Source organism: Corynebacterium gottingense, assembly GCF_007559235.1.
GTDB lineage: Bacteria > Actinomycetota > Actinomycetes > Mycobacteriales > Mycobacteriaceae > Corynebacterium > Corynebacterium gottingense.
Map to the genome: position 1 here is coordinate 37,436 of NZ_VMHH01000004.1, position 13,800 is coordinate 51,235.

Sequence of the window (13,800 nt, forward strand, 5' to 3'; positions counted from 1 at the left end):
GCCGATAAGACTATCGAGCCATAGAAAAGGGTAGAAGTTACGACAACCGATCAACTGGTGGCGGGTCGGCAGAATGTGCTGGACATGATGATGTCCTTCGCCACGATGGCGGTCGTCCCCGTCGTCTACCTGCTGTGGGGATGGTCGGCGTCGTACGCTAGAGACGACATCGCCGGAATCGTGGGCAACCCGCTGCAGGCATTTGGGCTCAGGGACCAGATCGCTGATTCCTCGGGCAACTTCGTGGCGGGCGCGAACGGTTATCCCAATGTGTTGGATATTGGCTTCCAAGTGACGTTTGCGATCATCTCGGTGGCGATCATCTCGGGCACGCTCGCGGGCAGGGTGAAGTTCTCCGCATGGCTTGCGTTTGTCGTCGGGTGGGTGAGCCTTGCGTACCCCCCTGTCGCGCACATGGTGTGGAACGGCGGCCTGCTGTCCCACGCGGAGCATTCCATCGCGGCGTGGCTCTTCGGTGCTACACACGGCGAGGCCACGATCGCGCCAGTGGACTCTGCCGGCGGCATCGTGGTTCACATCTCCGCCGGTGCGGCAGCCCTCGTGTTGGCCGTGCTGGTCGGGCCGCGCAAGGGTTTCCCGTCAAAGGTGGATAAGACGCACAATCTGCGCTTCCGGGCTGGTGACGCTGTCGCTGGTCCAGCACCGGGAGGCCGCGTACGACGCCCGTGATGCTAGCGGACGGACGCAGCCCAAGCACGGGCTTGTTTCAAGCGTGCTGGCGAGTAGTAATTCACCCACCCCGCAGGCGGCGCCACGCGCCACGCAACCAGCGGGCGACGCAAGGGAGTAACAAGACATGAAACTCATTACAGCTGTGCTGCAACCGCAAGCGCTGTCCGCCGTCCGCCAAGCGCTCGAGCTTGAGGGCATCCACGGGCTCACCGTGACGGAGGCGCGAGGGTTTGGGCAACAACGTGGCCGCGGCGAGGTCTACCGCGGCGAAGATTTTGCGGCGGACTTTGTGCCGAAACTGAAGCTCGAGATTGTCACGGGGGGGAGGGGCTGGCCGACCGGGCGGTGGACGCCATCCTTCGGGCGGCATCCACGGGGGCGATTGGCGACGGCAAGATTTGGGTCTCTCCGGTTGACGACGTGATCCGCGTACGTACCGGCGAGCACGGCGAGCAGGCGCTGTAGGGCTCGGCCGACCGAGAAAGCAATGCACCCCGTAACCTGTTAATGCAGGTCACGGGGTAACTTTGGGGTGGCTGACGGGACTCGAACCCGCGACACCCAGGATCACAACCTGGTGCTCTACCAGCTGAACTACAGCCACCATCGCTGCGTTTTCAGCAGCGGGAACTACCTTAGTACGCGGTCTCTAAATCACAAAAACGGCTGGTAGGCGCTATTGGCAGCGTCCCTTGCGTGCTCAGCTTCCGGGGTCTCCGGGCCGGGAGATTCCACGAACACGGAGCGGCGGTAGTAGTCCAGTTCGCGAATGGATTCCACGATGTCCGCGAGCGCGCGGTGCGCCATGCCTTTCTCGGGCTGGTTGAAGTACGCACGCGGGAACCAGCGGCGGGTGAGCTCCTTGACGGTGGAGACGTCGATCATGCGGTAGTGCAGGGCCGAGTCGAGGCGCGGCATCTGTTCGCGGATAAAGGCGCGGTCGGTGGCAATTGAGTTGCCCGCCAGCGGAGCGGGGTGCGCCTTATCGCAGTGCTTGTCCAGCAGTGCCAGGACGGCGTCCTCGGCCTCCTTCATGGTGACGGTCGACGCCTTGATCTCGTCAAGCAGTCCATTGTCCGTGTGCATTTTGGTGACGAAGTCATCCATCTCGGCGAGCTCGGCCTCGGTCGCTCTGATGACAATGTCCAGGCCTTCGTCCAAAATGTTGAGCTCGGCATCGGTCACCAGTGCCGCCACCTCGACGATCACGTGGCGGTGCGTGTCCAGCCCGGTCATCTCCAGGTCGACCCAAACGATCCGGTTGTCTTTTGCGTGGATGTCCACGGTTACTCTTCTCCCATCTTTGCGTAAAAGCTGCCTACGAGCGGGGCGATCACGCCGCGCGGCCCGTAGGTGGAAACCACGTCCATCGCCTTGGACAGCGGGCCGGGGACCACGCGGCGCTTGTTTGCGCGCATGGCCCGCAGCGTGTCGCGGGCGCACGAGTCGTAGGTGGTCCACAGGAAATCCGGTACGACCTTGTCCACGATGGACTGCTCCTCTTCCGGAATGTACGCGTCGCGCACGGGGCCCGGTGCAAGCAGGGTGCAGTGCACGCCCGAATCTTTGAGCTCGAAGTGCAGGGCCTCGGTAAACGCGTTCACGCCAGCCTTGGTGAACACGTAGGTGGCGTTGTTGGGAATGGGGATGTTGCCTGCTGCCGAGCCGACGTTGCACAGCGCCCCCTCGCCCCGCGGCACCATCTGGTCCAGCACGGCCTTGGTGATGCGGAACACGGCGGTGGCGTTCAGGTTGTACTGGTTCGTCTCGTAGCCCCAGTCCTGGCGCATGAATGGGCCGAAGCTGGCGATGCCCGCCGAGTTCACGCATAGCGTCACCTTGCGCGTCGCAATGTGCGCGAGCAGCGCGTCCACGTCGCGCTCCTTGGCCAGGTCGGCGGCCACGACCTCGACGTTGACGCCGTGCGCGTCGCTCAGTTCGTGGGCGAGCTCCATGAGCACGTTTTCGCGACGGGCGACGATGATCAGGTTGTAGCCGGCGGCGGCGAGGTCGCGCGCCACCGCCTCGCCAATGCCCTGTGACGCGCCGGTCACCAGGGCATAAGAGTCAATTTCGGGGGCTGGAAAAGTCATGGTCTACAGGGTACCTGGGCTAGTGCTTCTCGACGCCCACCTCACCCCTCGCCAGCGCCTCCAACGCCTCCATGTGCGCCTGGAAGGCTTCGCGCCCCTCCTTGGTGAGCGTAACCCACACCGTGTCCTTCGCCCGTGTCGAGCCGTACTCGCGGAACCGGGTCACAAAACCGGCTTCCTCCAGGGCGTTGAGCTGTTTGGACAGCGTGGCGTCGGAAAGCTGGGTGGCGTCGCGAAGCGTGCTGAAGCGCATTTCGTAGCGCGTCTCGCCTTCGATGGCGCCGCCGGCGTTGAGCGCCGCGCAAATCTTCAAACGGTTGATGGGGTGGATGACGGGGTTAGTCATGGTACTTGTTCCAGGTCAGGCCGTAGGCAGCGATAAAACCCACGGTTGTGGCTACCGCAACGATGGCACAGGCCACTGTGCCGATTCCTTCAGCGAGCGTCATGAGGGGGTATGCGAGCAGAGGAATGACGACAGCTTTCCAATTGAGCTTCGGATCCTCGCGGACCTCTTGCTTCATCGCGGTGCGCACCCCGCGTTTGGCGGAAAGCTCGATCCAGATGATGCCCACCACGCCAGCAAGGAGGATAAGCAGGCCCCAGGGGTGGCCAACGAGGGTGAAGTACATGCCAGCACCGAAACACAGGCTGGTCGCCACGATGCTCAGCCACGGCACGGGTTGTGATGCCTTGGTGCGGGCTTCGGTGTCGCGAATTACCTCGAGCGCCTCGCGAGCGGAGGCGGCTGTGTCCTTGTCTTTGACTCTGGCGTGCTGATTGGTCGTGCTTTGCCGACCCTGCGTCTCCATGTTTTCCATAGTGGAAAGTGTACCGGAACGCGGGGTAACGTCAAGTGGGATTACTCCTCGTCCAGCCACTCCGAGAGCGCCTGCGCGGAGGTGCGCGCGTGGTGGACCACCATGCCCAGCTGTACGTCGCGGGCAAAAACGGCCAGGACCAGGTGGCCGACGGGCGGGTGCGCCACCTTTGCCAGTGCGATGACCTCGTCGTTTGGCAGCGATACGCTAACGATTGCGTCGCGTCCTTCGCCTTTCGCCTCATTGGGGTCGCGGGAGGGGTCCACAATCGCGGCCTGCGCCCCGGCGGTGCCAAACATCGATGAGTTCAGGGCGCTGATCCGGGCGGCGTCGAGCGCGTCGCCGAGGCCGATCGAGCAGACATGGGTGCCGTCGCCGGTGCCGAGGACGACTGCGTAGATCCCCGGTACCTGGTGGCGCATGCGCGACATGTATGGCAGAGCAGCGGCGGCCAGGTCGTTCGTGGCGAAATCGGTGCCGCGCACCCGGCGGTGGCGCCCAATCTGAGCTTTGACGTCATCCTTCATGGCTTCCGACAATCCGTCCTCCAGGCCGTCTGCGGCCGGCGTGGTCGTCGTGTTTTCAAGCGTCGCGGTCACAGGTAATCCTCCAGTCTGGTCAGGGCGAGGTAAATAACGCGTGCCACGTCGTCGTGCAGGCGCGGGTCGGCCGCCACCACGGGAATGTCGGAGTGGCCGGCCATGGAAAGAAAATCGCGCAGGACTGGGAGCGGGTCAGGCCCATCCGGGTCGATGAAGTTCACCGCGAAGGTGGTGCGGTGATAGGCGTCCAAGCTCCCGATGGTCTCCAGCCAGTGTACGACCTGCTGTTCCAGGAGCTGCGGGAGTCCGAAGAGCCAGACCACGAGCGCCGCGGCCGGGTTTCGGGCGGGGGTGCGCGCATCATCAAACTGGTCCTGGCCCGCGGTGCCGAAGACGGCGACGCGCGTGGTGTCGGCGCGGTCCCAGACACCGAAGTCGATCCCCACGGTGGTCGTTGTCTTGGTCTGCGCGATGAAGTCGTCGGAGCCGTTGGCGTGCGCCTCAGTATTGATGGGTGTCACCGTCGAGATGGTCGCGACTCCCGTCGTCTTGCCAACCCCAACCGGGCCGACGAAGACGACCTCGGAATCTGAGTATGCGCCAATGATGGCGTCCGAGGGCATTGTCAGGTGTGGGTCCAGGTCATCGGCGGTGATGTCCTCGGCCTTTCCGTGGCGCCGCCCCGTGGTGGGCGTTTGAGTCATATCATTTCCTCAGGTTCGGTTTGGGGAGTGACACCCAAATTATCAGACTTTTCTTTCCATTTGTCTAATATTGCGGTATTCTGTGGTGGCAATCCGGGCCAGCGTGCACTTCCACCGTCCCAAACGGGTGCGTACCTGTGCGCCGTGACCAGCAATTACTCGCGAATACGAAAAGGAATCGAATGTCTCAGCAGGAGAATCTCAACAACTTCCTCAACGCCGTCTCTGAGGACCTCAGCGGCTTCATTGGCGCATCTGTCGTCGACATCAACACCGGTATGTCCCTGGTGTCCACCTCCCGCTACCCGGACTTCGACCTGGACATCGCGGCTGCGTACAACTCTGAGATGGTGAAGGCCAAGTTCAAGACCATGGAGGCGCTGGGCATCCAGGGTGGTCTGCAGGACATGCTGCTTACCCTGACCGACCAGTTCCACTTGATCAAGATTCTGGAAAATGACTTGTTCATCTACGTGGCGGTCGACTCCTCCCGGACCAACCTGGCGCTCCTGCGTACGGCCGTGAACTCGAACGTGAAGAAGTTCGGCCTGGCATGAACGCAAGTGCGGCCTGACGGCACTGATGACGCTGACGGCGCCGACTCCACCGACGGCACTGACGCCGAGCTGGTAGAAGCGCCGGACGCACCGGATATGCCGGAAGCGGAGGAGTACCACGGGGCCCACGAGCTGAGGGAAAGCAGGGACGAGGTAGTCGTCGAGAAGCCCGAGGCGACTCCGGAGGTCGACGAAGCGAAGCCGGAGGTGCGGCACGCGCCGCCGCATCGGAAAGCGTGGTGGCTGCCGTGGCGGTAGCCTGGCGTCATGCTTGATCGCGATGAACTGATTTTCAGCCAGACCAAGGCACTTGGTACCGACGAATTTGAAATCACCGACGGGCAGGGCCAGCTCGTCGGCACGGCGCGGCAAACGCTGCAGCTCGCCGATATGTTCCGTGGCTCGCGCGGGGTGGAGGTGTGCGACGCCCAAGGCACCCTCGTGCTTGGCGTGACCGACCCGGCGAATTTCCTCCGGGACTCCTACGAGGTGCGCCTGGCGGAGCCCGACATGGTGCTCGCTACACTGCGCAGCAAGTTTTCCCTGCTGCGCACCAAGCTCGACCTGGAGATCGCCGGCTTTCCCGGCGTGCAGATTGATGGCAAGCTGCTCGCCCTCAACTTTGACCTGACCAGCAACGGGCAGCCGATCGCGAGCATTAATGCAGAGTACACGGGCATGGGGCGCGCGTTTATGGGCAAGACCTCGTACCGGATTAGTTTCCAGCCGGGCCTGGACCAGCGTCAGCATGCGGCAATCCTCGGCACCGCGGTGGCGGTGGACATGCTGCGACGGAAGCGCCGAAACTCCTCCTAGCAGCGGTTTTCACCCCAACAAAAAGCGCCCCCAGCAGGATTCGAACCCGCGACCAGCCGGGTAGAAACCGGATGCTCTAATCCACTGAGCTATGGGGGCAGCGCTCACGAGGGCACCCGTACGCCCGGGCGCTCCGTGTAGCCCGCCTATTGTAGCGCAAGGCCAGTTAGGCACCCCAATCAATCAAAAGTAGGGTAGGGGGCATGTCTGAAGTGGGAGTTCACAAGCGGGCAGTGCGGCCCGCCTGGCCGGTGTACGTTGCAGTCTGCGTGATCGCCGCGGTGGTGGCGGGTGCGGTGGCGCAATCGTTCGCGGGGGCGTCGTTAAGCGCGCTCGGCATCCCTGATCCCGGTACGCTGACCACTGCCGGCCTGCCCGCGTTGCGCGGCGTCGCCTGGCTGCTGTTTGCGCTGTCGGTGGGGTCGTTTTTCCTCACCGCGTGGCTAATCCCGCCGACGCGGCGCGGCGAGGGCGCGGATCTGAACGGCGCGCAGCTCACCGTCGACGGGATCATCGCGTCGCGGACCGGCGGCTGGGCGCAGCTTGGCATCGCGCTTATCGGGTTGACGATGATTCCGCTCGTGCTTTCCGACGTCTCCGGCGAACCGCTCGGGGAGGTCATCTTCCAGCTCAGTGCCTGGTCCGTCGCGCTGGAGCAGGTGGCCGACGCGAAGGTGTGGCTGGTCACCGCCATCATCGCCGCGGTCGTTGGCGTGTGCGGACTCCTGGCGCGCAGCTGGTTTTCCCAGGTGGCGCTGTGTGGGGGCGCGTTGGCGTCGATAATGCCACTGGCGCTGACGGGTCACTCGGCGTCGGGCGGAAGCCACGACTTTGGCACGAACTCGCTGATCTGGCACCTGGTGTTCATGCTCATCTGGGTCGGCGGGCTCATGGCGCTGGTGGCGCACGGCCGCAGGCTGGGCCCCAACCTGGAGGGGGCGGCGCGGCGGTATTCCGCGGTTGCCCTGTTCGCGCTGCTGGTCATGCTGGTATCTGGGCTGACCAACGCGCTCATCCGGGTCCGGCTGTCCGACTTGCTCGACTACGCCTACGGCTGGGTGCTGGTGATCAAGTTTGCGGGCATTCTCGTGCTCGGCCTGATGGGATTTGCGCACCGCCAGCTCACGCTGCCGCAACTGGGTTCGCGCCCCGGCGCGTTCACCCGCTTCGCCCTCGTGGAGGTCGTGGTCATGGCGGCAATTGCGGGCCTGTCGGTCACACTCGGGCGCACCCCACCCCCGCCGCCGCTGGACCCGGACCTGACTGCGATGCAGGTGGCGCTGGGCTACAACCTTGCCGAGCCGCTCACGTGGGGCAACTGGCTGACGCAGTGGCGCCCGGAGCTGCTGTACAGCGTCATCGCGCTGCTGCTTGCCGTGTACTACCTGCACCTGGTGCGCCGCGTGCCCGGATGGCGCGCGTCTCGCACGGCGTGGTGGCTGCTCGGCTGCGCCACGGTGGTGGTCACGCTGAGCTCCGGGCTGGGGATGCACATGGCGGCCGCGTACTCCACGCACATGACAGTGCACATGATCCTCTCGATGGGCGCTCCCGTCTTCTTCGTGCTCGGCGCGCCGCTCACGCTGGTCCGCGAGGCCTACCCGGCCGGCGAGTTCAACCCGCGCCTGTGGGCGGAGAGCTTCCAGCACTCGCGCCTCGTCCGCGTGATCACCTACCCGCCGGTGTCCGCGGTGCAGTTCCTCGTGCTTTTCTACGTCATGTACGTCTTCCCCTCGCTGTATGAGCTGATGATCTCGGAGCACGCGGGCCACGTGATCATGAACGCCGTGTTCCTTGTTTCCGGCTACTTCTACTTCTGGGAACTTATTGGGCCGGACGAGCTGCCCGCGCGTCACTCGGCGAAAGTTCGCCTGGCGTGGCTGTGGATCGCCATGCCGTTCCACCTCTTTATGGGCGTGTACCTGATGCAGCTCAACTTCGTGCTTGGCGAGGATTTCTACCAGTCGCTGCAGCTCCCGTGGGATCCGGACCTGCTTGATGATCAAAAGGTGGGTGGCGGAATCGGCTGGGCGGCCGGTTCGTTCCCGCTGGTCATCGTGTTTGCGCAGCTGTTCCGCGCGTGGTTCGCGGAGGACAACCGGGAGGCGATCGAATCCGACCGCATGGCAGAAGAAACAGACGACGCGGAATGGCGTCGATACAACGAGATGCTCGCGCAATACAACCGCCGCTAACTGCCATTGTTCGGAGATTTCCCGCCACCCCTTTCCATTTCGTACGTTTCGTGTAAAAATGCTCATAACGGAGCAAACGCTTGTCGACGCCCCGTTGCACGAAACAAACGTCAAAGTTTAGGAAAGGGGGTGGCTCTTCCATGAGCCACTTGCACACTCACATCCACGGCAACCTGATTGATAACCCAGACCTTCGCGTGTTTAAGGACACCGATTCGGTGCTGTGTAAATTCCGCCTCGCCACCTCGCGCCGTCGCCCGACGGAGGAAAAGGATTCCTCCGGGAAGGTGCTGTGGGAGGACGTGGATCAGCTGTATATCGATGTCGAATGCTGGGGGCAGCTCGCCACCAACGTGGCGGCGTCGCTGAAGCGGGGACTGCCGGTTTCCGTCTGTGGCAAGTTGGTGACGGAAACGTGGCTGGTTGACGCGCCGGAGGGGGCCGAGCAGGAGAAGCTCAAGCGCTCAAAGATCGTGCTGAAGGCGACCCAAGTTGCGTTCGACCTGGCCCGCCACCAGGTCAGCTCGGTGCGTAGTGAGCCCGTTGGCAACACGCTGGCCGGCCAGGAACCGCTTCGGGCGAAGACGACGGAGGAGCTGACGCGCGACAGTCGCGGGGACGTTACTGACCGGTTGATGAGTGAGGAAGACGCCATCGGGCACGCGAAGCGCGCCAAAGAGCGCGAGCCCGTGTTGGTCGGCGCGGCCGCCGGCGGTGGCGGCGCGGGTGGTGCAAACGCAGCAGATTCCGCAGACTCTTCGGATTCCGCGGACGCCGAGGGGGTGCCGTTCTAAGCCGTTACTTCACCCAACGCTGATCTGTCGCTGCTTCCCCGCGCGCGATGCCTGGTCTGGTGCAGGCAGTCAGGCCATGTGGAGGCCCCGAAATGATGTAGTCTGTGGAAAGCATTTACGCCAATTTCGCAGTCGAATTCACAAGAGGGGACTTCACGTGGCTGAATTCATCTACACGATGAAAAACGTTCGCAGGGCCATCGGTGACAAGGTCATTCTGGACAACGTCACTATGGCTTTCTACCCCGGCGCCAAGATCGGTGTCGTGGGCCCCAACGGCGCTGGTAAGTCGTCGTTGCTCAAGATCATGGCGGGAATTGACCAGCCGAACAACGGCGAGGCATTTCTCCAGCCCGGCGCGTCGGTGGGCATCCTGCTGCAGGAGCCGCCGCTGAACGAGGAGAAGACGGTCCGCGAGAACGTCGAGGAGGGCCTCGGCGACATTTTTGAAAAGAAGGCCCGCTTCGAGCAGATCGCCGAAGAGATGGCGACGAACTACTCTGACGAGCTCATGGAGGAAATGGGCAAGCTCCAGGAGGAGCTCGACGCGGCCGACGCGTGGGAGGTCGACTCCAAGATCGAGCAGGCGATGGAAGCGCTGCGCTGCCCGCCGTCGGATTCCCCGGTGACCAACCTGTCGGGTGGTGAGCGCCGTCGAGTGGCGCTGGCGAAGCTGCTGCTGTCCGAGCCCGACCTGCTCCTGCTGGACGAGCCGACCAACCACCTCGACGCGGAGAGTGTGCTGTGGCTGGAGCGCCACCTGCAGGACTACCCGGGCGCCGTCCTTGCTGTGACGCACGACCGCTACTTCCTGGACAACGTCGCGGAGTGGATCTGCGAGGTTGACCGTGGCCAGCTCTACCCGTACGAGGGCAACTACTCCACCTACCTGGAGAAGAAGCAGGAGCGCCTCCAGGTCGCGGGCAAGAAGGACCAGAAGCTGCAGAAGCGCCTGAAGAAGGAGCTGGACTGGGTTCGCTCCTCGCCGAAGGCTCGCCAGGCAAAGAACAAGGCCCGCCTGGAGCGTTACGAAGAGATGGCGGCAGAGGCGGAGAAGTACAAGAAGCTGGACTTTGAGGAGATCCAGATCCCGACCCCGCAGCGCCTGGGCAATAAGGTCGTCGAGGTGGAAAACCTGAACAAGGGCTTCGACGGGCGCACGCTGATCAAGGACCTCTCGTTCACCCTGCCGCGCAACGGCATCGTTGGCGTGATCGGCCCGAACGGCGTGGGTAAGACCACCCTGTTCAAGACCATCGTGGGTCTCGAGGACCCGGATTCCGGCGACGTTGAGGTGGGCTCGACAGTCGAGCTGTCCTACGTGGACCAGAACCGCGCCAACATCGACCCGGAGAAGACGGTGTGGGAGGTCGTCTCGGACGGCCTGGACTACATCCACGTTGGCCAGAACGAGATGCCCTCGCGCGCGTACCTGTCCGCCTTCGGCTTCAAGGGTGCTGACCAGCAGAAGCCTTCCAAGGTCCTCTCCGGCGGTGAGCGCAACCGTCTCAACCTGGCGCTCACGCTGAAGCAGGGCGGCAACCTGATCCTGCTCGATGAGCCCACCAACGACCTCGACGTGGAAACCCTGGGCTCGCTGGAAAACGCGCTGCAGGCATTCCCGGGCTGCGCCGTGGTCATCTCGCACGACCGCTGGTTCCTGGACCGCACCTGCACCCACATCCTCGCCTGGGAAGGCAACGTTGAGGAAGGCCAGTGGTACTGGTTCGAAGGCAACTTCGGCGACTACGAGAAGAACAAGGTCGAGCGACTGGGCGAAGAGGCCGCGAAGCCGTCCCGCGTCACGCACCGCAAGCTGACGCGCTAGGCACACGCTTCTCGACGCCACCCGGCCTCCCGCTTCACGCCCCGCACCGAGAGCCAGCTCACACTGGTTCCGTGGCGGGGCGTTGATTGTGGGGTAGCATGTCGGCAGTACGTGCACCGCATACCCGCGAAGTTTGGAGTGGAGAATATGGCTGAGCAACCAGGACACGGCGAGACCGCAAGCGCGAACGGCGCCGGGGCCCCGCATACTCACAAGGTTTCGCTGCGCTGGGGCGACTTTGACCGGTACGGCCACGTCACCAACTCCGCCTACATCGAGCTCGCCCAGGAGGCGCGCCTGGCGTTTGCGCAGCAGTTCTTCGAGGCGCAGGGCCACGAGTTCGTCGTGTTTGTCCGCCGCGTTGACGCGGACTACATCCGCCCGCTGCTGCCCAACACTACCGAGGTCACCGTGGACACCGAGGTTGTGCGGCTGGGCAACACCTCCTTCACCACGCGCCAGGAGATTAAGGACGCGCAAGGCCACATCTGCTGCGTGGTGGAAACCGTGCAGGTCACCGTGGACACCGCGACGACGTCTCCGCGACAGATCACCCAGAAGGAAATCGGCATCCTGACCCGCGTTGCCTCGAGCATCGACGAAGCTGGCGAGGAGTAAATGGAGTCCCTCCGCATTACGGACGGCGCTCCGGGGCTGACAGCGCTGATCGGCCGGGCCACCGGCCTCGACGCCTCCGCGTCGGCCCGGTTCCAGTCGCTCGACGCAGGCGCCCCCGCGGTCGACGTCTATGTCACAACTCCCTTCGACTGCATCGCGTCGCGCCGGGTGAGCGGCGAGGCCTCTCGCGATGGGGCAGTGGTGGCGGCGAGCGATCTGTTGGCTGCGTTGCAGGCAGGCAGTGCCGAAGTTGGTGCGGCGCGGGACCCCAACTGGCCCGGCGCTCTGCCCCCGCGCGAGGGGTTTACGGTGCGCGACGAGGTGCCAGTTTCGGTGGCGCGCCAGCTCGCCGACAAGGGACGAGAGCTTGCCCGCCAGTTTTCCGGGCCGATGGGGCCGCCGAAGTCGCTGTTGGACTCGACGGTGCTGACCGCCGACGCGGAGTCTGCAAGCCCAGTGGAGATCCCCATGCGAATGATTTTTACCTGCACGTCGCTGGGGTTTATCCCGGGCTTTGCTGCCCCCATTGACATCCCGCGCCACCTGCGAGTGTCCACCGCGGGGCGCTGGGTGCGTCTCGACGCCCCGTTTGGGTCCGTCTACCACTCAACAGGACTCGGGCTGTTCGTCTAATCGCCCTCGTTTAGTACGCGCGCGGACCCTGGTTGATCATCATGTAGGCGACGCGCTGCATGTGGTTCCACAGGGCGAAGCGGTACGCCTCGGGAAGCTCCTCGTCCGAAAACTGGTTCAGCGAATTTTCCATGAGGTGCAGCCACCTATCCGCCTCTGGCTCGCCGATGGGGAAGGGGAAGTGGCGGCGCCGCAGCATGGGGTTGCCGCGCTTTTCCTGGTAGGTCCGGGGACCGCCCCAGTACTGCACGAGGAACCAACGGAGCCGGTCCTGCGCGCCGTCCCAGTCCTGGTCCGGGTACATCGGGCCGATGAGGTCGTCTTCTTTGACCTGGTTGTAAAAGCCTTCGACGAGGCGTTGGAAAAAGTCGGCGCCAAGGGCGTCGTAAAGCGAATGCTCCTGCGGGTTACTGGTCATTGGAGGGCCCTCTTTCGGTGATCTTGTCGCGCGGGTCATTGCGCACGAGGGTGGGTTCGGAGCCCGGCAGGCGGACGTCGGCTTCCTGCATCGCCTCGAGGATCTGCTCGTACATGAAACGACTCACGCCCCACTGCGCGCCGGGCATGGTGTTTACGGTAACGCGGTAGGTGAGGTGGTCGGTAGTGAAGCTGGATACGCCGAGGAGCTCGGGCTCGCCGATGATGTCGCGGCGGATGCGCTCGCTCTGAGCAGCGGCGCGGGCGGCATCCAGGATCACGTCTGCGGCCTTCGATGGGTCAGCGAACAGGGAGACGGGGACCTCCATGCGGGCGACCGAGAAGCGATCCGAGTTGTTGCCAACCTGCTCGATGTCGCCGTTGCGGATGTACCAGAGCGTGCCGTCGATGTCGCGCAGCGTGGTGATGCGCATGGTCATGTCCTCCACGGTGCCTTCGACGTCATTGACGGCGATGACGTCGCCCACACCGTACTGGTTCTCAAGCAGGATGAACATGCCGGACAGGAAGTCCTTGACCAGCGACTGCGCGCCGAAGCCGAGGGCGACACCAACGATGCCGGCGGAGGCCACGAGCGGGGCGACGTTCACGCCGAGCTGGTCCAGGATGGCCATGATGGCCCATACCCAGATGACAATGGCCACCGCAGAGCGACCCACGTTTGACAGGGTGCGGATGCGTGCCTGCCGGCGCTGCTCCTGCGAGCGCGCCTGTGGCGAATCAACGTCGCGTTCCCCGCGCCGGAAGGGCACGCCGCTGCCCGGGTTCTTGATTGCGTTTTCGGCACCGCGGCGGATCAGGCGGTTGAGCACCCACTGCAGCACGGAGGCCACGAGGATGATCAGGAGGATCCACAAGGGGCGGGTGACAAAGTTTTGCTGCGTGTCGGGGTCGTTCCACCAGGTGGAGAGGCCGGAGACGGCGCTGTCAACGCGCGCCTCGGTGCCGTTCGATGCTGCTGCGAGAAGTGTTGTTGTATAGCTCATCAGGTGCAATCTTAACCGGCTGGATGTGCCGGTGCTGGCCAGACGGAACGAACGTCCTGTGCATAAAATTCGCCCATTCCGC

At 63.9% G+C, this 13,800-nt stretch carries 16 protein-coding genes, 2 tRNA genes and 2 pseudogenes; 10 read left to right on the forward strand and 10 right to left on the reverse strand.

The genetic code is table 11. The annotated features are described in order from the left end of the window. Positions 1-66: 66 nt before the first annotated feature. Both FPH17_RS06250 and FPH17_RS06255 read left to right on the forward strand, forming a co-directional pair. Positions 67-633 (forward strand): annotated as a pseudogene (locus tag FPH17_RS06250) (ammonium transporter); the annotation flags it as partial. Between the two features lie 184 nt (positions 634-817). Further along, a pseudogene (locus FPH17_RS06255) lies at positions 818-1,158 on the forward strand (P-II family nitrogen regulator). A gap of 63 nt (positions 1,159-1,221) precedes the next feature. On the opposite strand, the gene FPH17_RS06260 reads toward FPH17_RS06255, so the two are convergent. From FPH17_RS06260 to FPH17_RS06290, 7 genes are all read right to left on the reverse strand, one after another. Next, positions 1,222-1,297, reverse strand: a tRNA-His gene (locus FPH17_RS06260). Between the two features lie 50 nt (positions 1,298-1,347). After that, entirely contained in the window at positions 1,348-1,977 is a 630-nt protein-coding gene (orn, locus tag FPH17_RS06265) for an oligoribonuclease (protein WP_280114040.1), read from the reverse strand. A gap of 2 nt (positions 1,978-1,979) precedes the next feature. Next, positions 1,980-2,786: a mycolate reductase gene (gene cmrA / locus FPH17_RS06270; protein WP_154879226.1), complete on the reverse strand. Its 807-nt coding sequence runs from the start codon at positions 2,784-2,786 to the stop codon at positions 1,980-1,982. Between the two features lie 19 nt (positions 2,787-2,805). Next, positions 2,806-3,132 (reverse strand): transcriptional regulator, encoded by a 327-nt coding sequence (locus FPH17_RS06275; protein WP_154879228.1) that lies wholly within the window; start codon positions 3,130-3,132, stop codon positions 2,806-2,808. Next, on the reverse strand, positions 3,125-3,607 hold the full coding sequence (locus FPH17_RS06280; protein WP_154879230.1) for a hypothetical protein: 483 nt from the start codon (positions 3,605-3,607) through the stop codon (positions 3,125-3,127). The genes FPH17_RS06275 and FPH17_RS06280 overlap by 8 nt, the downstream gene beginning before the upstream one ends. 41 nt (positions 3,608-3,648) lie before the next feature. Continuing rightward, on the reverse strand, positions 3,649-4,206 hold the full coding sequence (locus FPH17_RS06285) for a roadblock/LC7 domain-containing protein (RefSeq protein ID WP_244288071.1): 558 nt from the start codon (positions 4,204-4,206) through the stop codon (positions 3,649-3,651). After that, positions 4,203-4,853: a hypothetical protein gene (locus FPH17_RS06290; protein WP_154879232.1), complete on the reverse strand. Its 651-nt coding sequence runs from the start codon at positions 4,851-4,853 to the stop codon at positions 4,203-4,205. The genes FPH17_RS06285 and FPH17_RS06290 overlap by 4 nt, the downstream gene beginning before the upstream one ends. Positions 4,854-5,035: 182 nt before the next feature. Between FPH17_RS06290 and FPH17_RS06295 the strand changes: the two genes are divergently transcribed. Genes FPH17_RS06295 through FPH17_RS06305 form a run of 3 tightly spaced genes read left to right on the forward strand, consistent with a single transcriptional unit; the run spans position 5,036 to position 6,226 of the window. Beyond that, the gene (locus FPH17_RS06295) at positions 5,036-5,410 is read left to right on the forward strand and encodes a hypothetical protein (RefSeq protein ID WP_154879234.1); all 375 of its coding nucleotides are present in this window, start codon (positions 5,036-5,038) and stop codon (positions 5,408-5,410) included. A 6-nt stretch (positions 5,411-5,416) separates the two neighbouring features. Next, positions 5,417-5,668 carry a hypothetical protein gene (locus FPH17_RS06300; protein ID WP_154879236.1) on the forward strand — a complete coding sequence of 84 codons (252 nt, stop codon included), beginning with the start codon at positions 5,417-5,419 and terminating at the stop codon, positions 5,666-5,668. A gap of 9 nt (positions 5,669-5,677) precedes the next feature. Then, positions 5,678-6,226 carry an LURP-one-related/scramblase family protein gene (locus FPH17_RS06305; RefSeq protein ID WP_154879238.1) on the forward strand — a complete coding sequence of 183 codons (549 nt, stop codon included), beginning with the start codon at positions 5,678-5,680 and terminating at the stop codon, positions 6,224-6,226. A gap of 25 nt (positions 6,227-6,251) precedes the next feature. Here the strand turns inward: FPH17_RS06305 and FPH17_RS06310 are convergent. Then, positions 6,252-6,325, reverse strand: a tRNA-Arg gene (locus FPH17_RS06310). 104 nt (positions 6,326-6,429) lie between these two features. Between FPH17_RS06310 and FPH17_RS06315 the strand changes: the two genes are divergently transcribed. The 5 genes from FPH17_RS06315 to FPH17_RS06335 all read left to right on the forward strand — a co-directional run bounded on the left by FPH17_RS06315 (position 6,430) and on the right by FPH17_RS06335 (position 12,294). Then, the gene (locus FPH17_RS06315) at positions 6,430-8,421 is read left to right on the forward strand and encodes a bifunctional copper resistance protein CopD/cytochrome c oxidase assembly protein (RefSeq protein WP_154879240.1); all 1,992 of its coding nucleotides are present in this window, start codon (positions 6,430-6,432) and stop codon (positions 8,419-8,421) included. Positions 8,422-8,561: 140 nt separating this feature from the next. After that, a complete protein-coding gene (locus tag FPH17_RS06320) occupies positions 8,562-9,215 on the forward strand; it encodes a single-stranded DNA-binding protein (RefSeq protein ID WP_095546473.1) in 654 nt (217 codons plus the stop codon). 157 nt (positions 9,216-9,372) lie between these two features. Beyond that, entirely contained in the window at positions 9,373-11,043 is a 1,671-nt protein-coding gene (gene ettA / locus FPH17_RS06325; RefSeq protein WP_095275411.1) for an energy-dependent translational throttle protein EttA, read from the forward strand. Between the two features lie 147 nt (positions 11,044-11,190). Beyond that, a complete protein-coding gene (locus FPH17_RS06330) occupies positions 11,191-11,661 on the forward strand; it encodes an acyl-CoA thioesterase (protein ID WP_095547437.1) in 471 nt (156 codons plus the stop codon). Then, entirely contained in the window at positions 11,662-12,294 is a 633-nt protein-coding gene (locus FPH17_RS06335; RefSeq protein ID WP_154879242.1) for a DUF8185 domain-containing protein, read from the forward strand. A gap of 10 nt (positions 12,295-12,304) precedes the next feature. On the opposite strand, the gene FPH17_RS06340 is transcribed toward FPH17_RS06335, so the two are convergent. Both FPH17_RS06340 and FPH17_RS06345 read right to left on the reverse strand, forming a co-directional pair. Further along, on the reverse strand, positions 12,305-12,712 hold the full coding sequence (locus FPH17_RS06340; RefSeq protein ID WP_095275414.1) for a globin: 408 nt from the start codon (positions 12,710-12,712) through the stop codon (positions 12,305-12,307). Next, complete coding sequence (locus FPH17_RS06345) at positions 12,702-13,718, reverse strand: mechanosensitive ion channel family protein (protein WP_122085258.1); 1,017 nt, start codon at positions 13,716-13,718, stop codon at positions 12,702-12,704. Before FPH17_RS06345 ends, FPH17_RS06340 begins: the two co-directional genes overlap by 11 nt. Positions 13,719-13,800 lie beyond the last annotated feature (82 nt).

Coding starts and splice junctions, on each gene's coding strand:
- cmrA (WP_154879226.1), bottom strand. CDS start 2,786: ATGACTTTTCCAGCCCCCGAAATTGACTCTTATGCCCTGGTGACCGGC.
- FPH17_RS06275 (WP_154879228.1), bottom strand. CDS start 3,132: ATGACTAACCCCGTCATCCACCCCATCAACCGTTTGAAGATTTGCGCG.
- FPH17_RS06280 (WP_154879230.1), bottom strand. CDS start 3,607: ATGGAAAACATGGAGACGCAGGGTCGGCAAAGCACGACCAATCAGCAC.
- FPH17_RS06290 (WP_154879232.1), bottom strand. CDS start 4,853: ATGACTCAAACGCCCACCACGGGGCGGCGCCACGGAAAGGCCGAGGAC.
- FPH17_RS06295 (WP_154879234.1), top strand. CDS start 5,036: ATGTCTCAGCAGGAGAATCTCAACAACTTCCTCAACGCCGTCTCTGAG.
- FPH17_RS06305 (WP_154879238.1), top strand. CDS start 5,678: ATGCTTGATCGCGATGAACTGATTTTCAGCCAGACCAAGGCACTTGGT.
- FPH17_RS06315 (WP_154879240.1), top strand. CDS start 6,430: ATGTCTGAAGTGGGAGTTCACAAGCGGGCAGTGCGGCCCGCCTGGCCG.
- FPH17_RS06320 (WP_095546473.1), top strand. CDS start 8,562: ATGAGCCACTTGCACACTCACATCCACGGCAACCTGATTGATAACCCA.
- FPH17_RS06330 (WP_095547437.1), top strand. CDS start 11,191: ATGGCTGAGCAACCAGGACACGGCGAGACCGCAAGCGCGAACGGCGCC.
- FPH17_RS06335 (WP_154879242.1), top strand. CDS start 11,662: ATGGAGTCCCTCCGCATTACGGACGGCGCTCCGGGGCTGACAGCGCTG.
- FPH17_RS06340 (WP_095275414.1), bottom strand. CDS start 12,712: ATGACCAGTAACCCGCAGGAGCATTCGCTTTACGACGCCCTTGGCGCC.
- FPH17_RS06345 (WP_122085258.1), bottom strand. CDS start 13,718: ATGAGCTATACAACAACACTTCTCGCAGCAGCATCGAACGGCACCGAG.